The organism is Mesorhizobium sp. M1078, assembly GCF_040318615.1.
In the GTDB taxonomy this organism is placed as follows: Bacteria; Pseudomonadota; Alphaproteobacteria; order Rhizobiales; family Rhizobiaceae; genus Mesorhizobium.
In genome coordinates this window covers 18,595-36,734 of the sequence record NZ_JAMYMP010000016.1, presented here as the reverse complement: position 1 = coordinate 36,734, position 18,140 = coordinate 18,595, and the positions used below count along the sequence as shown (strand labels likewise).

15 protein-coding genes are annotated in these 18,140 nt (G+C 63.6%); 11 read left to right on the top strand and 4 right to left on the bottom strand.

All coding sequences use genetic code 11. The features are described from left to right. The first annotated feature begins 296 nt into the window (after positions 1-296). The 9 genes from NKH38_RS20700 to NKH38_RS20660 all read left to right on the top strand — a co-directional run bounded on the left by NKH38_RS20700 (position 297) and on the right by NKH38_RS20660 (position 12,431). On the top strand, positions 297-1,223 hold the full coding sequence (locus NKH38_RS20700; RefSeq protein WP_023668279.1) for a D-alanine--D-alanine ligase: 927 nt from the start codon (positions 297-299) through the stop codon (positions 1,221-1,223). After that, complete coding sequence (locus tag NKH38_RS20695) at positions 1,211-2,152, top strand: cell division protein FtsQ/DivIB (protein WP_352761911.1); 942 nt, start codon at positions 1,211-1,213, stop codon at positions 2,150-2,152. Before NKH38_RS20700 ends, NKH38_RS20695 begins: the two co-directional genes overlap by 13 nt. Next, positions 2,149-3,456 (top strand): cell division protein FtsA, encoded by a 1,308-nt coding sequence (gene ftsA, locus NKH38_RS20690; RefSeq protein ID WP_352761910.1) that lies wholly within the window; start codon positions 2,149-2,151, stop codon positions 3,454-3,456. The genes NKH38_RS20695 and ftsA overlap by 4 nt, the downstream gene beginning before the upstream one ends. A gap of 66 nt (positions 3,457-3,522) precedes the next feature. Further along, positions 3,523-5,181: a cell division protein FtsZ gene (gene ftsZ / locus NKH38_RS20685; RefSeq protein ID WP_023699603.1), complete on the top strand. Its 1,659-nt coding sequence runs from the start codon at positions 3,523-3,525 to the stop codon at positions 5,179-5,181. Positions 5,182-5,452: 271 nt separating this feature from the next. Further along, on the top strand, positions 5,453-6,400 hold the full coding sequence (lpxC, locus tag NKH38_RS20680) for a UDP-3-O-acyl-N-acetylglucosamine deacetylase (protein WP_023668283.1): 948 nt from the start codon (positions 5,453-5,455) through the stop codon (positions 6,398-6,400). 261 nt (positions 6,401-6,661) lie between these two features. Then, positions 6,662-7,531, top strand: coding sequence for an outer membrane protein assembly factor BamD (locus NKH38_RS20675; RefSeq protein WP_023668284.1), 870 nt, complete (start codon positions 6,662-6,664; stop codon positions 7,529-7,531). A gap of 218 nt (positions 7,532-7,749) precedes the next feature. Further along, the gene (gene recN / locus NKH38_RS20670) at positions 7,750-9,423 is read left to right on the top strand and encodes a DNA repair protein RecN (RefSeq protein ID WP_352761909.1); all 1,674 of its coding nucleotides are present in this window, start codon (positions 7,750-7,752) and stop codon (positions 9,421-9,423) included. Positions 9,424-9,534: 111 nt separating this feature from the next. Further along, positions 9,535-11,739 (top strand): NAD-dependent DNA ligase LigA, encoded by a 2,205-nt coding sequence (ligA, locus tag NKH38_RS20665; RefSeq protein WP_352761908.1) that lies wholly within the window; start codon positions 9,535-9,537, stop codon positions 11,737-11,739. Continuing rightward, positions 11,736-12,431 carry a DUF2461 domain-containing protein gene (locus NKH38_RS20660; RefSeq protein ID WP_023741694.1) on the top strand — a complete coding sequence of 232 codons (696 nt, stop codon included), beginning with the start codon at positions 11,736-11,738 and terminating at the stop codon, positions 12,429-12,431. Before ligA ends, NKH38_RS20660 begins: the two co-directional genes overlap by 4 nt. Positions 12,432-12,453: 22 nt before the next feature. On the opposite strand, the gene NKH38_RS20655 is transcribed toward NKH38_RS20660, so the two are convergent. Beyond that, a complete protein-coding gene (locus tag NKH38_RS20655; protein WP_352761907.1) occupies positions 12,454-13,212 on the bottom strand; it encodes an SDR family NAD(P)-dependent oxidoreductase in 759 nt (252 codons plus the stop codon). Between the two features lie 113 nt (positions 13,213-13,325). Between NKH38_RS20655 and NKH38_RS20650 the strand changes: the two genes are divergently transcribed. Both NKH38_RS20650 and NKH38_RS20645 read left to right on the top strand, forming a co-directional pair. Continuing rightward, on the top strand, positions 13,326-14,054 hold the full coding sequence (locus NKH38_RS20650; protein WP_352761906.1) for an AzlC family ABC transporter permease: 729 nt from the start codon (positions 13,326-13,328) through the stop codon (positions 14,052-14,054). Then, on the top strand, positions 14,051-14,347 hold the full coding sequence (locus tag NKH38_RS20645; RefSeq protein WP_352761905.1) for an AzlD family protein: 297 nt from the start codon (positions 14,051-14,053) through the stop codon (positions 14,345-14,347). Before NKH38_RS20650 ends, NKH38_RS20645 begins: the two co-directional genes overlap by 4 nt. Before the next feature lie 154 nt (positions 14,348-14,501). Here the strand turns inward: NKH38_RS20645 and NKH38_RS20640 are convergent, their stop codons facing one another. The 3 genes from NKH38_RS20640 to NKH38_RS20630 all read right to left on the bottom strand — a co-directional run bounded on the left by NKH38_RS20640 (position 14,502) and on the right by NKH38_RS20630 (position 17,982). Next, complete coding sequence (locus NKH38_RS20640; RefSeq protein WP_352761904.1) at positions 14,502-16,346, bottom strand: aminopeptidase P family protein; 1,845 nt, start codon at positions 16,344-16,346, stop codon at positions 14,502-14,504. 105 nt (positions 16,347-16,451) lie between these two features. Then, the gene (locus NKH38_RS20635; protein ID WP_027050615.1) at positions 16,452-17,324 is read right to left on the bottom strand and encodes a 50S ribosomal protein L11 methyltransferase; all 873 of its coding nucleotides are present in this window, start codon (positions 17,322-17,324) and stop codon (positions 16,452-16,454) included. Between the two features lie 82 nt (positions 17,325-17,406). Next, positions 17,407-17,982, bottom strand: a complete 576-nt coding sequence (locus tag NKH38_RS20630) for an SCO family protein (RefSeq protein ID WP_352446341.1) — start codon at positions 17,980-17,982, stop codon at positions 17,407-17,409. Positions 17,983-18,140 lie beyond the last annotated feature (158 nt).

Below are 18,140 nucleotides of genomic sequence, written 5' to 3'. Positions count from 1 at the left end.
TGAAGTTCATGTGATGCTTGAACTTCAAACGGTCTGAAACAACAGCGCCACCGTTGCTCCAAAGACTCACAACACGCTTTTTCCGGCCGTTTTCGCGGAAAGTGAATCTGTCGGAATCATAAGCACTTGCCAGCGAATCAACTCTCTGATTCTCTGCCTTAAAGCGTTTCCTGATTTGAGTCGTTCGACGCGTCGACCGCGTTTTCCGTCTGGGGGGGCAACCTGCCGGGAGACTCGGACTCAATCTGGTCGCTGAATGCGTGGTTGCGGGCCCGCCGTGAGAGGGATGACGGGATATGAAGAACAAGCATGTGGCTGTCCTCCTGGGCGGATTCTCGTCCGAGCGGCCCGTGTCTCTGTCTTCGGGAAAGGCGTGTGCGGATGCGCTTGAGAATGAAGGCTACCAGGTTACCCGCGTCGATGTTGCGCGCGATGTCGGCGCCGTGCTCACCGAACTCAAGCCCGATGTCGTCTTCAACGCACTGCACGGCCCGTTCGGTGAAGACGGCACCATCCAGGGCATCCTTGAATATCTGGCCATTCCCTACACCCATTCGGGCGTGCTCGCCTCGGCGCTCGCCATGAACAAGGAGCAAGCCAAGAAGGTCGCCAAGGCTGCCGGCATCGCGGTGGCGGAATCGAAGGTTGCCAGCCGCTTTGCCATCCAGAACAAGCATCCGATGAAGCCGCCCTACGTGGTCAAGCCGGTCAATGAAGGCTCAAGCTTCGGCGTCGTCATCGTGCATGAAGGGCAGTCGCATCCGCCGCAGGTCATCGGCTCGTCCGAATGGAAATATGGCGAGACCGTCATGGTCGAGCGCTACATCCATGGGCGCGAGCTGACCTGCGCCGTCATGGGCGACGTGGCGCTCGGCGTCTGCGAGATCATTCCGACCGGCCATTCCTTCTACGACTATGATTCAAAATACGTCGCCGGCGGATCAAAACACGAAATCCCTGCTAAAATTTCATCAAATATTTACCAAAAAATACAGACACTGGCGCTCAAGGCACATCTGGCTATCGGCTGCCGGGGCGTTTCCCGATCGGACTTCCGCTATGACGACCGTCACTCCGAAAACGGCGAGATTGTCTGGCTCGAGATCAACACTCAGCCGGGCATGACGCCGACGTCTTTGGTGCCTGAAATCGCCGCCCAGGCCGGGCACTCGTTTGGCGAATTGTTGAGTTGGATGGTGGAGGACGCTTCGTGTCTGCGTTGAAATGGGGACATGACAAGGGCAGGGGCGGCGCCGGGCCGGCGCTGTTCGGCATGCCGTTGTCGTTCGACCATTTCGTGCTGCCGCGCGTGCTGCGCCGGCCGGTGCGCGTGCTGGCGCGCCTGGGCGGCGGCGACTTCGTCGCGCCGCGCTTTTCCGCGGCCATCCTGTCGGCTTCGCTCATTGCATCAAGCAGCCTCTATGGCGCCATTCTCGGCGGTCATGCCGACGACATCGTCCAGAGCATCACCGCCCGGACCGGCTTTGCCGTCGACCAGATCAAGGTGGTCGGCAACCGCCAGACTTCGGAGATCGACATACTGGACCGGCTCGAGCTCGACGGCTGGACGTCACTGATCGGCTTCGATGCCGAAGCCGCGCGTGAACGTATTGATACCTTGCCCTGGGTCGAAGTGGCGGCGGTGCGCAAGGTCTATCCACATACGCTGGAAGTGCGTGTCGAGGAGCGCGAGCCCTTCGCGCTCTGGCAGCAGGGCGCGGAGCTTTCGGTCATCGAACGCTCCGGCGCGGTGATCGCGCCGTTCTCCGGCGGCAAGCAGGCGCTGCTGCCGCTGATCATCGGCACCGGCGCGCCGGCCAAGGCCCCCGACTTCGTGGCCAAGATCAACAAATTTCCCGAGCTCGCGGCTCGGGTCAAAGGCTATATCCGCATCGGCGAACGGCGCTGGGACCTTAAGCTGGAAAACGGCATCACGATCAAGCTGCCCGAGGATGGCGAGGATCAGGCGATCGCCGATCTGGTTCGGATGGACCACGACAACGGGCTTCTGACGCGGGACATCGCCGCCGTCGACATGCGCATCTCCGATCGCCTGGTGGTGCAGCTGACGCCGGAAGCGGCGACGCAGCGCCAGGCCGCGCTCAATGAAAAGCCGCAAAATCTGAAGCGCAAGTCGGGGACGAAGATATGAGCTGGCTTGGCGGCAACAGCGATGCCTCTTCGCGGCGTTCCGGCACGCTCACCGTGCTGGATGTCGGCTCGAGCAAGGTTTGCTGCGTGGTGGCGAAACTGAAGCCGCGCGAGGACGGCAAGCTGTTGCGCGGCCGCTCGCACCGCATCCAGGTGATCGGCATCGGCCACCAGAAATCGCAAGGCGTGAAGTCGGGCGTGGTCGTCGATCTCGACCGCGCGGAGCACGCCATTCGCCTGTCCGTCGACGCAGCCGAACGCATGGCGGGACTGACCGTGGATTCGCTGATCGTCAACATGACGGCCGGCCGGCTGAAGAGCGAAACCTATTCGGCCACCATCAATCTCGGTGGCCATCAGGCCGACGAAGCCGACATCAAGCGCGTGCTTGCCGTCGGCGCCAAGCAGGCACTCAAGGCCGAACGCGACGTGATCCATTCGCTGCCCGTCGGCTTTTCGCTGGACGCCGAGCGCGGCGTGCGCGATCCGCGCGGCATGGTCGGCGACCAGCTCGGCGTCGACATGCATGTGCTGACGGGCGATGCCGCGCCGCTGCGCAATCTGGAGCTCTGCATCAACCGCTCGCATCTGTCGGTCGAGCGCATGGTGGCGACGCCCTATGCCAGCGGGCTTGCGGCCCTGGTCGACGACGAACTGGAAATGGGTGCGGCCTGCATCGACATGGGCGGCGGCACGACGACCATCTCGGTGTTTTCGGAAGGCAAGTTCGTCCACGCCGATGCCATTGCCATCGGCGGCAATCATGTGACGCTCGATATGGCCAAGGGCCTGTCGACCTCGCTCGACGCCGCCGAGCGGCTGAAGGTGATGCATGGTTCGGCGCTGCCCGGCAGTGCCGACGATCGCGACCTGGTCTCGATCCAGCCGATCGGCGAAGACGGCGAGATGCCGCTGCAGATCCCGCGCTCGGTGATGACGCGCGTCATCCGCGCCCGCATCGACGAGACGCTGGAACTGTTGCGCGACCGGCTGAACAAGTCGGGCTACGGCAATGCCGTGGGAAAACGCGTCGTGCTGACCGGCGGCGCCAGCCAGCTTGCGGGTCTCCCCGAGGCGGCGCGCCGCATTCTGGGACGCAATGTGCGCATCGGACGCCCGCTCGGCGTGGCGGGCCTGCCGGAAGCTGCCAAGGGGCCGGCTTTCTCGACGGCGGTCGGGCTGCTGATCTACCCGCAGATGGCGAGCTTCGAGAGCCATCCGGCGAAAGGAATTTCCGGTCTCAGAATGACCGGGACGGGCGGAAAACTGCATCGCATGAGTCAGTGGTTGAGAGACAGTTTCTAATTGACGGGGACAGCCCCATAGGCGGCCGCGGCGGCGAAGCGGCGGGAAAGGCAAAGGACGGAGACAATGACGATCAATCTGCAAAAGCCGGACATCACCGAGCTCAAGCCGCGGATCACCGTATTCGGTGTCGGCGGCGGCGGCGGCAATGCCGTCAACAACATGATCACCGCGGGCTTGCGCGGTGTCGAGTTCGTCGTGGCCAACACCGATGCACAGGCGCTGACCATGTCGAAGGCCGAGCGGCTGATCCAGCTCGGCGCGCATGTCACCGAGGGGCTCGGCGCCGGCTCGCAGCCTGAAGTGGGCCGTGCGGCGGCGGAAGAGTGCATCGATGAGATCATCGATCATCTCTCCAACACCCACATGTGCTTCGTCACCGCCGGTATGGGGGGCGGCACCGGAACCGGTGCGGCTCCCGTGGTTGCCCGCGCGGCGCGCGAACGGGGTATCCTCACCGTCGGCGTCGTCACCAAGCCGTTTCATTTCGAAGGCCAGCGCCGCATGAAGACGGCGGATCTCGGCATCGAGGAGCTGCAGAAATGTGTCGATACCCTGATCGTCATCCCCAACCAGAACCTGTTCCGGCTGGCCAATGACAAAACCACCTTTGCCGACGCCTTCGCCATGGCCGACCAGGTGCTCTACTCCGGTGTTGCCTGCATCACCGACCTGATGGTCAAGGAAGGCCTGATCAATCTCGACTTCGCCGACGTGCGTTCGGTGATGCGCGAAATGGGCAAGGCGATGATGGGCACCGGCGAAGCTTCGGGCGAGGGCCGCGCGATGGCCGCCGCCGAGGCGGCGATCGCCAATCCGTTGCTCGACGAGACCTCGATGAGGGGCGCCAAGGGCCTGCTGATCTCGATCACCGGCGGCCGCGACCTGACCCTGTTCGAAGTCGACGAGGCCGCGACCCGCATCCGCGAGGAAGTCGATCAGGACGCCAACATCATCCTCGGCGCCACCTTCGACGAGGAACTCGAAGGCGTCATCCGCGTCTCGGTGGTCGCCACCGGCATCGACAAATCGGCAGCTGAAATTGCCGCGGCGCCGATCTCGATCCGGGCCGTACCGCCGCAGCAGAAGCCGGTCAGCCGCCCAGCGGCTCCGGGGGCGGAAGGCCGTCCGGCACCGGTCCAGCAGCAGACCTATGAGCAGCGCGCGGCCGATCCGGTGGCCGAGGCGATCCAGCTCGCCGAGGCCAATGCGGCGGCAATGGCTCGTCCGGCGCCGATGGCCCAGGCGGAAGATTTCCGCCCGCAGAGCAAGATCTTCCAAGCCCCGCCTGCCCAGCCGCAGCCTGTCGTGCAGCAGGTGATGCAACCGGCGCCGATCCGGGAAATGCCGCAGCCGGTGGCTGCCGCACCGCAGCGCATGCCGCGGGTGGAGGATTTTCCGCCGGTGGTGCGGGCCGAGGTGGAAGCCAAGGGCCGTCCGGCCGACCATGAAAACAGCGGGCCGATGGGGCTGCTCAAGCGGCTGACCAACGGGCTGACGCGCCGCGAAGAAGAGCCGGCCCGGTTGCAGCCGGCTCAGCCGCGCGAACCGAAACTGCGCCAGGCGGCGCCGGAAATGCGCCGCCTTGCCAGCCAGGATCCGCAGCTTTACGCGCCGCGCCGCGGCCAGCTCGACGATCAGGGCCGGTTGACGCCGCAGACCAGGTCGACCCAGGAAGACGACCAGCTGGAGATACCGGCTTTCCTGCGCCGCCAGGCCAACTGAGCCGTTAACGGTATGTAACACTTGTTAACAGGCAGACGAGAGATTGTCTGCCTGTTAACGTTTAAAGTGGTTTAATAACAAGGCGTTACGATGTGACGCTCAAGGTCTGTCGCGGTTACACAGAGTAAGAAACCGTGATTTGGAGTCTCCCTGACAGACCATTATCTTTGCCGCAGCACTTTCGGTGTGCTGGGATTCGGGGAAGTGGCCCTGCCTGCCGATAAAAAAGAGCCGTGCCTTTTGGGTTAAAGCGGACTTAGGCGTTTGGGCTATGGGGTTTGTCTTGCAAGACTATCAGACGACGCTGAAATCGCGTGCAACGCTGACCGGTACCGGCGTTCACAGCGGCAAACCGGTCACCGTCAATTTCCTCCCTGCGGACGCCGACACCGGCGTGCTCTTCCACCTTTCGAACGGAAGCGAGAGCCGCGAGTTCCGCGCGCTGGTTGCTGAAGTCGGCGCGACCGATCTCTGCACCATGCTCGGCGATCCGGCAGGCGAGCATATCGCCACCGTCGAACATCTGATGGCGACGCTTTTCGGGCTCGGCATCGACAACATCGTCATCGAGATCGACGGTCATGAGGTTCCGATCCTCGATGGCAGTGCGGTGGCGTTCGTGGAAGCCATCGACCAAGCCGGCATCGAGACGCTGGCGGTCAAGCGCCGCTACATCAGGGTGGTCAAGCCCGTCCGCATCGAGAATGGCGCGTCCTGGGCCGAGTTCAGGCCCTATAGCGGCACGCGCTTCGAGGTCGAGATCGATTTCGAAAGCCCGGCGATCGGCCGCCAGCTATTCGCCTCCGACATCAACCCCGACATCTTTCGCCAGGATATCGCGCGCGCCCGCACCTTCGGCTTCATGAAGGATGTCGAGCGGCTGTGGGCGGCCGGCTATGCGCTGGGCTCCTCGCTGGAGAACTCGCTGGTGATCGGCGACGACAACCGGGTGATCAACATGGGTGGCCTGCGCTATCCCAATGAGTTCGCTCGCCACAAGACGATGGACGCCATGGGCGACCTGGCGCTGGCCGGCGCCCGTTTCATCGGTTGCTTCCGCTCCTATCGCGGCGGTCACCGGATGAATGCGGCTGCTTTGCGGCGGCTTCTGTCCGACCGTTCGGCCTTCGAGGTCGTCGAGACCACGCGCCGCGAGCGCGGCCGCACCGCCGAGATGAGCGCCGTCACCGGCCCTGTCTTTGCACCTTGGGTGATCTGATTCTTAACGTATTTCTGGCTTTCTGAACGCTGGCCGGTGTTGCACGGATGCATCACCGGCGGTGAAAGTGCATAGCTTTCCGGGCAACACCAAGCCGCCACAAAAATGTGCGATTGGCTAGACATAGCGTTGCTGGGCAAGGCAGTTATGGTTTATGGCTGCTGCCGTCTGTTAGGCGCATGTCGCTCAAAAGTGGGGATCAGTTTTGAGGGACGCCATGCGAAAGGCATTGAACTAACGCCGAAAGGGCGCAATCCAATCATGTTCTTCAAGCGAGTTGGTCAATCGAAAGCGCCGTATCGGGCTGTTTTCCTGGCGCTTTCGGTGGTTGTGCCATCGCTGTTCCTCTCGGCCTGCATGTCGTCCGAGAAAGACGTCGACCTGTCGACCTATGTCGACCAGACCGAACCGGCCGACGTCCTTTACAATCAAGGCCTTGCCAATCTCAATGCCGGCCGCCTGGATGAGGCGAGCAAGAAGTTCGACGCCGTCGACCGCCAGCACCCCTATTCGGAATTCGCCCGCAAATCGATGGTGATGGGCGCCTTCGCCGACTATCGCGCCGGCCGTTATGACGAAGCGATCGGCTCGGCCAAGCGCTATCTCACGCTCTATCCGTCGACCGACGACGCGGCTTACGCCCAGTATATTATCGGGCTGAGCTACTACAAGCAGATCAAGGACGTCACCCAGGATCAGAAGGAAGCACGCCAGACCGTGCAGACGATGCAGGATCTGGTGACGCGCTGGCCGACGTCGGAATATGTCGACGACGCCAAGGAAAAGATCCGTTTCGCCAACGACCAGCTGGCCGGCAAAGAGATGCAGATCGGCCGCTATTATCTCGAGCGGCGCGAATACATTGCTGCCGTCAAGCGCTTCCGCAACGTGGTCGAGAACTATTCCAACACCCGCCATGTCGAAGAGGCGCTGGCGCGTCTGGCCGAAAGCTACTACGCGATGGGCTTGACCTCGGAAGCGCAAACCGCCGCTGCGGTGCTCGGCACCAATTATCCCGACAGCCAATGGTACAAGGATACCTACAAGCTGTTGCAGAGCAACGGGCTTGAGCCGCGCGAGAATGCCGGATCGTGGATATCCAAGGCCGGCAAGCTGATCACCGGCGCCTGACGCCCGAGCATCGACTGAGGCGGAACGCGCTTTTCGGATTGATCCGACGCTCAAACAAAAAGATAGTGCGGCGCTGCGACTCCATCGGTCGCATGCCGCTTCACAGCGGTTCAGTGGTTTGATTGAGGCGCTGAACCGTCCTAACTTTTTGTTGTACGCAATTCCGGACGGAAAACCGCTACGCACTTTTCCTGGAATTGCTTGAGGTCCGGGTTCTGATGCTTTCCAGACTGTCGATCCGCGATATCGTCCTGATCGAGAAGCTGGATATCGACTTCCAGCCCGGCCTTTCCGTGCTGACCGGTGAAACCGGCGCCGGCAAATCCATCCTTCTCGACGCGCTGTCGCTGGCGCTTGGCGCCCGCGGCGACGCCTCGCTGGTGCGGCACGGTGCTGCCCAGGGCCAGGTCATTGCCGTCTTCGATGTGCCGCGCAACCACCCGGTGCGCGCGCTGCTGGCCGAAAACGCCATCGAGGATGACGGCGACATCATCCTGCGCCGGCTGCAGACCGCGGATGGCCGCACCCGTGTCTTCGTCAACGACCAGCCGTCCAGCGTCACCCTGATGCGCGACATCGGCCACGCGCTGGTCGAGATCCACGGCCAACATGACGAGCGCGCTCTGGTCGATCCCGGCGCCCATCGCGAATTGCTGGACAGTTTTGGCGGCCATCTGGGCGCTGCCCGCGCGACCGGCGAGGCTTGGCGCTATTGGCGCGGCGCCGAGCAGGAGTTTGCCAGGCACCGCGCCAAGGTCGAGGCAGCGGCGCGCGAGGCCGATTATCTCAGGGCCTCGGTGGCGGAACTGGCAAAGCTCGATCCGCAGCCCGGGGAAGAGACGCAACTGGCCGAATTGCGCGCCACGATGATGCGGGCCGAAAAGATCGCCTCGGAAATACACGATGCGCAGGATGTGCTGTCAGGCCCGTCCTCGCCACTGCCGCAACTGGCCAGTTTGCTCCGGCGCCTGCAGCGCAAGGCCAGCGAAGCGCCGGGCCTGCTCGAGGATGTGGTGAAGTCGCTGGATGAGGCGATGCTGTCGCTGGATGCAGCGCAATCGGGCGTCGAGGCGGCACTGCGCGCCACCGAATACGACCCGCAGAGGCTGGAGAAGGCGGAGGAGCGGCTGTTTTCGCTGCGGGCGGCCTCACGTAAGCACAGTGTGGCCGTCGACGATTTGGCGCAACTGCGCGACACCATGTCCGCCGATCTCGCCGATCTCGATGCCGGCGAGGGGCGCCTGCATGTCCTGGAAAAGCAGGCCTCAGCGGCGCGCGAAGCCTACGATATTTCCGCAGCCCAGCTCTCCGCCCTTCGCCATGCGGCCGCGGTCGGCCTGACCAAGGCTGTGATGGCCGAATTGCCGGCGCTGAAGCTGGAACGGGCTGAGTTCATCGTCAACCTGGCCAGCGATGGCGAGAACCGCATGGAAGAAGGCATCGACCAGGTCGAGTTCTGGGTGCGCACCAATCCCGGTACCAGGCCCGGCCCGATGATGAAGGTCGCTTCCGGCGGCGAGCTGTCGCGCTTCCTGCTGGCGCTCAAGGTGGCGCTGGCCGACCGTGGCTCGGCGCCGACATTGGTCTTCGACGAGATCGACACCGGCGTCGGCGGCGCCGTGGCCGATGCGATCGGCCAAAGGCTGGCCAGGCTGTCGAAGCGCGTGCAGGTGCTGTCGGTCACGCATGCTCCGCAAGTGGCGGCGCGCGCGGCAACGCATTTCCTGATTTCCAAATCCGGTGGCACCGACAGGGTCGCCACCGGCATTGCCGAGATGGACCGGGCGGCGCGCCAGGAAGAGATTGCGCGCATGCTGGCCGGCGCCACCATCACCGAAGAGGCGCGCGCAGCCGCGGAACGGCTGCTGCGCGAGAATATTGCTGCAGCGTAGTCGTCGCAAGGCTTTCGGACTGAGTCAGGATATGGCCCCATCCCGCTGTTCAGGAATGCTTTTTCCGAAATCCTGATTTATGGTGTCGCGCCACTGTCCAGGGACCGCTGCATGTCTGAAAAACCAGTCGAATCGTTGAGCGAAAGCGAAGCCGCGGATGAGCTCCAGCGGCTGGCCGAGGAGATCGCCGGTCATGACAGGCGCTATCATGCCGAGGACGCGCCGACGATTACGGACGCGGAATATGACGCGCTGCGGCGGCGCAATCTTGCCATCGAGGAGCGCTTTCCCGGTCTGGTGCGCGAGGATTCGCCCTCGCTGCGGGTCGGCGCCGCGCCGGCGGAAGGCTTTGCCAAGGTGCGCCATGCGGTGCCGATGCTCAGCCTCGCCAAGGCCTATACAGACGAGGACGTCACCGATTTCATCGAGCGTGGCCGGCGCTTCTTCGACCGCGACAAGGATCTCGACATCGCGTTTACGGCCGAGCCGAAGATCGACGGGCTGTCGGCGTCGCTGCGCTATGAACGCGGTGTGTTCGTGCAGGGTGCTACCCGCGGCGACGGCGCTGTCGGCGAAGACATCACCGCCAATCTCAGGACCATCGCCGACATCCCCGCCAAGCTGAAAGGATCGGGCTGGCCCGAGACCATCGAGATCCGCGGCGAAGTCTACATGACCTATGCGGAATTCGAGGCACTGAAGGCCCGCTCGGCGGCGGTGGGGGGCCAGGACTATGTCAATCCGCGCAACACGGCAGCGGGCTCCTTGCGACAGAAGGATGCGTCCGTCACCGCCAGCCGCAATCTTAAATTTTTTGCCTATGCCTGGGGCTACACGACAGCGGATCCGGCGCCGACCCAATATGATTCGGTGCAGAAATTCGCCGAGTGGGGGTTCAAGGTCAGCCCATTGATGGTGCGGGCGAAGTCGGTCGAGGAGCTGATCGCGCACTACCACAAAATCGAGGAGCTGCGTTCGTCGCTCGGCTACGACATCGACGGTGTCGTCTACAAGGTCGACCAGCTGGAATTGCAGCGTCGCTGGGGCTTTGTCACCGGTGAGCCGCGCTGGGCCGTTGCGCACAAATTCCCGGCCGAACAGGCGATGACCACGGTGCAGAAGATCGACATCCAGGTCGGTCGTACCGGTACGCTGGCGCCGGTGGCGCGGCTGGCGCCGGTCACGGTCGGCGGCGTGGTGGTCGAAAACGTCACGCTGCACAATGAGGACTACATCAAGGGCTTCGACAGCAACGGCCTGCCGATTCGCGACGGCATCGATGTCCGCATCGGTGACACGGTTGTCATCCAACGGGCGGGCGATGTCATTCCGCAGATCGTCAGCGTGGTCGTCGGCAAGCGGCCGGCTGATGCGGTGCCTTACGAATTCCCGCACATTTGTCCGGTCTGCGGCTCGCCGGCGACGCGCGAAATCAACGAAAAGACCGGCAAGGAGGATTCGCGCCGGCGCTGCACCGGCGAGCTGATCTGCGCCGCCCAGGCTGTGGAGCGGCTGCGTCATTTCGTGTCGCGCGGCGCGCTCGACATCGAGGGGCTGGGCGCCGAGAATATCGACCTGTTCTTCAATTCGGGACTGGTCAAGACCGCCGCCGATATCTTCACCCTCAGGGATCGCCGCCCGGCCGTCACCAGGGCGTTGGCCGAGCGGCGCGAGGAGCAGGCGCGGCTGCGCGAGGCGGCATCGGGCAAGGCGCGCAAGAATGTGCGCGGTGTCGAGGACCGCAATTATGAAGGTCTCGACAAGCTGTTCGCGGCCATCGATTCGCGCCGCCAGCCGGAGCTCGACCGCTTCATCTTCGCACTCGGCATCCGCCATATCGGCGAAACGACGGCGGCCGTGCTTGCCCGGACGTTTTCGACCATCGAGGAGCTGATCCGCGTCGGCAAGGAAACGGCGGCGGCTGAGGATCCGCACAGCGTCTTCCCCTCCATCAACGGCATTGGCGATACAGTGATCGATGCGTTGCGCGATTTCTTCGGCAATGAACGCAATGACGACGTGCTCGACAGACTGCTCGAACAGGTCAAGCCGAAGCCGTATGTCGTCACCGTGTCGACCGACAGCGAGGTTGCCGGCAAGACCATCGTCTTCACCGGCACGCTGGAAAAGATGACACGCTCCGAAGCCAAGGCGATGGCCGAACGGCTCGGCGCCAAGGTGGCGGGTTCGGTGTCGGCGAAGACCGATCTGCTGGTGGCCGGGCCGGGCGCCGGCTCCAAACTGAAGCAGGCCAGCGAACTCGGCGTCGAAGTCATCGACGAGGACACCTGGCTGCAACGGGTCGGCAAGGCATGACCGCCGGTTCGTTCAAAGGGTTTGGGCAAAAAGCTATACCGTTCCTCAAGGCGCTCGACTTCCACCAGAGCCGCGAATGGTTCCAGGAAAACCGCGCGCTTTACGACAGCGAGTTGCATGAGCCGTTCTGCGATCTGGTCGAGACGCTGACGGAGCGCTTCGCGGCGGCGGGTCTGGGCTTGCGCGGAGACCGCAAGAAGTCACTGTTTCGCATCAACCGCGACGTGCGCTTCGCCAAGGACAAGCGGCCCTACAACCAGCATTTGTCGGCCATGCTGTCGCCGGATGGCACCAAGATGGAGCAGGGCGTGTTCTTCGTCTATGTCGGGATCGACCGCTGCTTTGCCGATGTCGCCTGGTGGAATCCGGAGCCGTCCCTGCTGCTGGCGATGCGCAAGGCGATCGTCGCCCGGCCGGCCGAGTTCCGAAAACTGCTTTCAACCCTTAGGAAAAACGGCTTCGAACTCGAAACCGAGGGCCGCATGAAGCGCACGCCGCGCGGCTTCGAGCAGGTCAACGAACCCGATCTTGTCGACGCCATCCGCAACCGGCACTTCTATGTCCAGCACATGATCGATCCGGCTGGAATTCACGCGCCGACGCTGGTCGACGAGCTTGTCGATTTCGCCTTGCGCGCCAAGCCGCTGCTCGACTGGGGCAGGGCGATCCAGGGCACGGCACCGCGGAGCTAAATCAGCCCCGCGCGCTGCACGGCTACATCCGCATCAAAAGCCCACCGTCGACTGCCAGTTCGATGCCGGTGATGTAGCTTGCCGCATCGGAAAGCAGGAAGAGCGTGGCATTGGCCATGTCCTGCGGCGTGCCGATGCGGCCGAGCGGCGCATAATTGGCAACGGCAGCGCGTTTCTCCTCGGTATCCCAGCGCGCCTGCAACGGCGTCAACGCCATGCCCGGGCAGATCGAATTGGAGCGGATGCCATCGCCCGCCAACTGCATGGCGAGCGACTTCGACAGCGCACAGACGCCGGCCTTGGAGGCCTGGTAGGCATCCTGCGGGGTCGGGTCGCCGCGATACCACTGGATGGTGGAGAAATGCACCATGGCGCCGCCACGCCCGCCCGCACGCATATGCGGGACAACCGCCCGCGCGGTGTGGACGAAGGATTTCAGATTGATGTTGAAGACCTGGTCCCAGACATCAAGGTCCATCTCGAGGGCCGACTTGTCGCGGCCGAACCAGAGCACGCCTGCGACATTGGCGAGATAATCGATGCCGCCGCGCTTGCGGCCCGCGGCGTTGATGGTCTGCTCGACAAAGGCGGCGTCGGTGAGGTCGCCCTGGGCAAAGGTGAGCCGGTCGTCATAGGCGGCAAGCGACGCCGGACGCGGCTTGACGTCGATGGCGGTGACCGAGGCGCCGGCCTCGAGCAGCGCCAGCGAGATCGCCTCGCCCATACCGCCACCGGCACCGGTGACAACCGCGTGCCTGCCGGTGAAATCATAAGCGATCATCCGAACCCCTCATTTTTTTACAACATCAGTTTCGCTGATTTGTTGGCTCAAGCGAATTCGTCTGACTTTTCAAACGCCGGCTCCTACATAGCAGCGCAAGATGGGAATGTGACATGTCGGCAGAGACCTTAAGCGAAAATTCCGTGGCCAGCGACTTCTGGGACGGCGTGTGGCTGTCGATGCCGGTGGTTGTCGCCGCGGCGCCATTTGGGCTGCTGTTCGGCGCCATCGCCGTCGACAACGGCTTTTCCGTTCTCGAAGCTTTCTTGATGAGCGCGCTGATCTTCGGCGGCGCCAGCCAGATGGTCGGCATCGAATTGTTCGGCCAGCATGTCGCGCCATGGCTGATCGTGCTGTCGATCTTCGCGGTAAACTTCCGTCACGTGCTTTACTCCGCCAGCATCGGCCGGCGAATCGCGCACTGGCCGGTTATCAGCCAAGCGCTGGGCTATTTCGTGCTCACCGATCCGCAGTTCGCGGTGGCCGAGCGCAGGGCCGAAGCCGGCGAGACCGTTGGCTTTGCCTGGTATATGGGCCTTGGCCTGCCGGTGTATGTGTTCTGGGGGATCGAAAGCGCGCTGGGCGCGGTGTTCGGCAAGCTGATCCCCGACACGCATGCGCTGGGCATCGATTTCCTGCTGCCGATCTATTTCCTCGGGCTGGTCATGGGCTTTCGCAACCGGCCACTGTGGCTGCCGGTGGTGATTGCCAGTGCCGCTGCCTCGATCATTGCCTACAAGACGGTGGGATCGCCGTGGCACGTCTCCATCGGCGCCGCTGCCGGCGTGCTGCTGGCCGTCATCCTGCCGCCGCACCATAGCGGTGTGGAGGCAAAACGATGAGCGCGACTTTGTGGATCATCATTGCCGGCGCGATCGCCACCTATCTCACCCGCGTCGGCGGCCATCTGGTGATCTCGCGCTTCGACCACATCCATCCACGCGTCGAGGCTGGCTTGAACGCCGTGCCGGCGGCGGTGTTGACGACGCTGGTGGCGCCCGCCGCACTCAGCGCCGGACCGGCGGAATGGGCGGCACTGGTCGTCGCCGCTGTGGTCTCGCTGCGCGCCGGCCTGATGGCGATGTTTCTGGCCGGGGCGGTGGTGCTGATCCTAGTGCGGCAGTTTGTGGCATAGGGCGCCTGCCGGCAGAACAGTTTCGAACTGTCGGCGCCGCCCCTCATTGCCCTGCCGGGCGTTCGTCACTCGAAAAGCCAAGCAATTGCTTTTTCGTCCGCTTCGCGGACCGCTCCTCACCTCCCCGTATAGTGACGGGGAGAAGAAGCTCATTTCAGATCTTGGCGTCGTGCGGCAGCGGCGCTGTTGCCTTCTCCAGCCAGGCCAGCGTCTCGCCGTCGAGCATCGGGCCGATCTCGGCCAGCACCCAGGCATGGTAAGTATCCAGCCAGTGCAACTCCTCGCGCGTCAGCAGGTCGGTGCGGATCAGCCTGATATCGATCGGCGCCAGCGTCAGCGTCTCGAAACCGTGCATGGCGATGTCGCCGCCCTCCACCTGTTCAGCCGGCGTCACCAGGATCAGGTTCTCGATGCGGATGCCGTAGGAGCCTTCCTTGTAATAGCCGGGCTCGTTGGACAGCATCATGCCGGCCAGCAGCTTTTCGGTGCTGGTGCGGGCGATACGCTGCGGCCCTTCGTGCACCGCCAGATAGGAGCCGACGCCATGGCCGGTGCCGTGGGCAAAGTCGCAGCCATGCTTCCACAGCGCCATGCGCGCCACCGCGTCGATTTCCGAGCCGCGCGTGCCGGCGGGAAAGCGCAGCGTGGAAATGCCGATCATGCCCTTCAACACCAGCGTGAAGCGCTCGCGCATCTCCTCGGTCGGCTGGCCGATCGGCACGGTGCGGGTGATGTCGGTGGTGCCATCCTGATACTGGGCACCGGAATCGAGCAGGAACAGCTCGCCGTTTGCCAGCTTGCGATTGGTGGCGCGCGAGACGCGGTAGTGCATGATGGCGCCGTTCGGCCCGGCGCCGGAAATGGTGTCGAAGGAGACATCGCGCAGCGGCATCTGCGTTTCCTCGCCGGTCTGCCGGCGCGTTTCCTCCAGCTTGGTGACAACGGTTATTTCGTCGAGCGTGCCCGGCTTCTGCCGTTCCAGCCAGCACAGCAGTTTCGCCACCGCCGCGCCGTCCCGGCGGTGCGCGGCGCGGCTGCCGGCGATTTCCGCCTGGTTCTTGGTGGCGCGCGGAATGCGGGCGGGATCGGCTGCTGAAACAAATGTGCCGCCATTGTCCTCGACCAGCATTCTCAGCTTTTCCGCCGCCAGCACCGGATCGAGCGCGATCTTGGCGCCGCCCTTGGCAAGGGCTGCGACCGCCGCCTCGAATTCGCCGGGCTCGTACAGATCGGCGAGTTGGGTGAGATAGGCGGCGACCGTGCGCGAAAACTTGCGGCTGTCCATGAACAGCTGGTGCTTGCCGTCGGCGGCGAGGATCGCAAAGCCGAGCGCCAGCGGCGTGTGCGGCACGTCGCCGCCACGGATGTTGAAGGCCCAGGCGATCGAGGAGGGGTCGGTGAGCACGGCGTGCGTCGCGCCCTCCTTGCCGATTGCCGACGCCAGCCGCGCCAGCTTGTCCTTCGCCAGTTCCCCGGCAAAGCCGATCGGGTGGATTTCGACCGGCGCCACGGGCGGCGCCGGCTGATCCTTCCAGATGATGTCGATCGGGTTCCTGTCGAGCGGCACCAGCGTTGCGCCGGATTGCTCGGCCGAGGTTTTCAGCGCCTTGACCTCAGCGATCGTGTGCAGCCAGGGGTCGAAGCCGAGCCTGGCGCCCTTGCCGAGATTGTCCTTGATCCAGGAGGCCGGCGGGTTGTCGACCAGGCTCTCGATCGCAAAAATGTCGAGATCGACTTCGTGGCGCACTTGCAAGGTATAGCGGCCATCGACGAACATGAAGGCGCGGTCACGCTGCACAAGTGCTACGCCGGCCGAGCCGCTGAAGCCGGTCAACCATTTCAGCCGCGCCGAGCGATCGGCGACATACTCGCCCTGGTGCTCGTCCGCGCGCGGCACCAGGAAACCGTCGAGGCCGTTATCCGCCAGCCATTGCCGTAGCAACGTCACGCGCGGCTTGCCGACGCTCGGGTCGCCTGCGGAATCGAAGGTCTGGAACATGGTATGCCTCCTGTATCGGGCGCGACCGTAGCGCATGACCCGGAAAACCGGAATCGATTTTCGCCAATCGCAAACAGCCTCGGATGGTCCAAAGCGCGTTGCGTCTCAGTGCTTCAGGTGGATCGTTACCCAGCCTTCGCGATGCAAGGTCCTGACATGGCGGAAATTCTGGCCGACATAGGCCGAGATCACCGCATTGCACTGCCGCTCGAGGATGCCGGACAGCACGATCGAGCCGCCGAGGCTGATGTGCCTCGCCATCTCAGGCGCCAGCCGCATCAGCGGCCGCGCCAATATGTTGGCGACGATGAGGTCGAAAGGCGCGCGCTTGCCGAAGATCGGGTGGTGGAAGCCGGGCGCCGTCACCGTTTCAACCAGCGCCTTGACGTGGTTGAGGCGGGCGTTGGCGGCGGCGACCCTGACGGCGATCGGATCGATGTCGGTCGCCAGCACCGGAATATGCGCCAGTTTGGCGACGGCGATTGCCAGCACCGCGCTGCCGGTGCCGAGGTCGAGGGCATTCCTGGGACGTTCGCGGCGCACGACCCGTTCCAGCATTTCGAGGCAGCCGGCAGTGGTGCCGTGATGGCCGGTGCCGAAGGCAAGGCCAGCCTCGATCTCGATGGCGAGTTCGCCGCTGTGGCGCTTCCGGCGGTCATGCGCGCCATGGACGAAGAAACGTCCGGCGCGCACCGGTTTCAGTCCCTCCAGCGAGCGCGCCACCCAGTCGATATCGGGCAGAACCTCGCGCTCGATCGGCTTCGACAGGGACAGTCCGGCAAGGCTGTCCCTTAGCCGCGCCTCAACCGCGTCGACATTGCCGTCGGTGTAGAGCGAAACCTCGTAGATGTCGCGGTCTTCATCGAGTTCGAGCACGGCGATCGGCAGGCCTTCATCCTCGAAAGCCGGTTCGAGCGCGGCAAAGATGCGGTCGGCCTCGATCTTCCCAGCGATGAAGTGGAGCCTGGTCTGACCCATCAGCTGGTCTCTTGTTCGAGCATGATCTCCGGACAACACTTTTTTGTCCGAGAAAAGCGGAATCCACGTTTCGGGATCATGCCTAGCCCGCCGCCAGCCGCTTCAGCTTGGCGATCGCGGTGTCGGCGCTTTCGCCATAGGCTATGGTGCCCGAAAACTCGCCCTTGGCGTTGAGCAGCAGCGCCGAGGCGGTGTGGTCCATCGTGTAATCGCCGTCGCCGGTGTCGACCTTCTTCCAGTAGATGTTGAAGGACTTCGCCATGGCGTGCACCTTGTCGGGATCGCCCGATATGCCGACGATGCGGTCGGAGAAATTGCTGACGTAAGTGTCCATCACCGGCGGCGTATCGCGCTCTGGATCGACGGTAACGAAGTAGGCGTTGAGGTTCTTGCCGTCGTTGCCCAGCGTCTTCAGCCAGCCGGCCATTTCGAACAAAGTGGTCGGGCAGACTTCCGGGCAATGGGTGAAGCCGAAGAAGACGATGCTGGGTTTTCCCCGGAAGGCGGCTTCGGTGATTGGCGCGCCTTTCTGGTCGACCAGCGTGAATGGCGCGCCATACGGTTCGCCACTCTGGAAAGGCCTGTACGACAAGACGGTCATTGCACCGAGCCCGGCGACCATCGCAACGATGATGCCAACAAGGATAAAGCGCATCAGAGGGGACGCGTCGCTGTACATCTAGCGTGCTGCCTTTGAACTGAATAGCGACGAAGAATGTGGGTCCAAAGACGACGACATGCTGAGTGCCCTCCAATTTCATGACGGGCAGACCATAGTGCTCAAGATCGCTTTGGCAAAGATGCCGCGTTGCCGCA

Coding starts and splice junctions, on each gene's coding strand:
- NKH38_RS20700 (WP_023668279.1), top strand. CDS start 297: ATGAAGAACAAGCATGTGGCTGTCCTCCTGGGCGGATTCTCGTCCGAG.
- ftsA (WP_352761910.1), top strand. CDS start 2,149: ATGAGCTGGCTTGGCGGCAACAGCGATGCCTCTTCGCGGCGTTCCGGC.
- ftsZ (WP_023699603.1), top strand. CDS start 3,523: ATGACGATCAATCTGCAAAAGCCGGACATCACCGAGCTCAAGCCGCGG.
- lpxC (WP_023668283.1), top strand. CDS start 5,453: ATGGGGTTTGTCTTGCAAGACTATCAGACGACGCTGAAATCGCGTGCA.
- NKH38_RS20675 (WP_023668284.1), top strand. CDS start 6,662: ATGTTCTTCAAGCGAGTTGGTCAATCGAAAGCGCCGTATCGGGCTGTT.
- recN (WP_352761909.1), top strand. CDS start 7,750: ATGCTTTCCAGACTGTCGATCCGCGATATCGTCCTGATCGAGAAGCTG.
- ligA (WP_352761908.1), top strand. CDS start 9,535: ATGTCTGAAAAACCAGTCGAATCGTTGAGCGAAAGCGAAGCCGCGGAT.
- NKH38_RS20660 (WP_023741694.1), top strand. CDS start 11,736: ATGACCGCCGGTTCGTTCAAAGGGTTTGGGCAAAAAGCTATACCGTTC.
- NKH38_RS20655 (WP_352761907.1), bottom strand. CDS start 13,212: ATGATCGCTTATGATTTCACCGGCAGGCACGCGGTTGTCACCGGTGCC.
- NKH38_RS20650 (WP_352761906.1), top strand. CDS start 13,326: ATGTCGGCAGAGACCTTAAGCGAAAATTCCGTGGCCAGCGACTTCTGG.
- NKH38_RS20645 (WP_352761905.1), top strand. CDS start 14,051: ATGAGCGCGACTTTGTGGATCATCATTGCCGGCGCGATCGCCACCTAT.
- NKH38_RS20640 (WP_352761904.1), bottom strand. CDS start 16,346: ATGTTCCAGACCTTCGATTCCGCAGGCGACCCGAGCGTCGGCAAGCCG.
- NKH38_RS20635 (WP_027050615.1), bottom strand. CDS start 17,324: ATGGGTCAGACCAGGCTCCACTTCATCGCTGGGAAGATCGAGGCCGAC.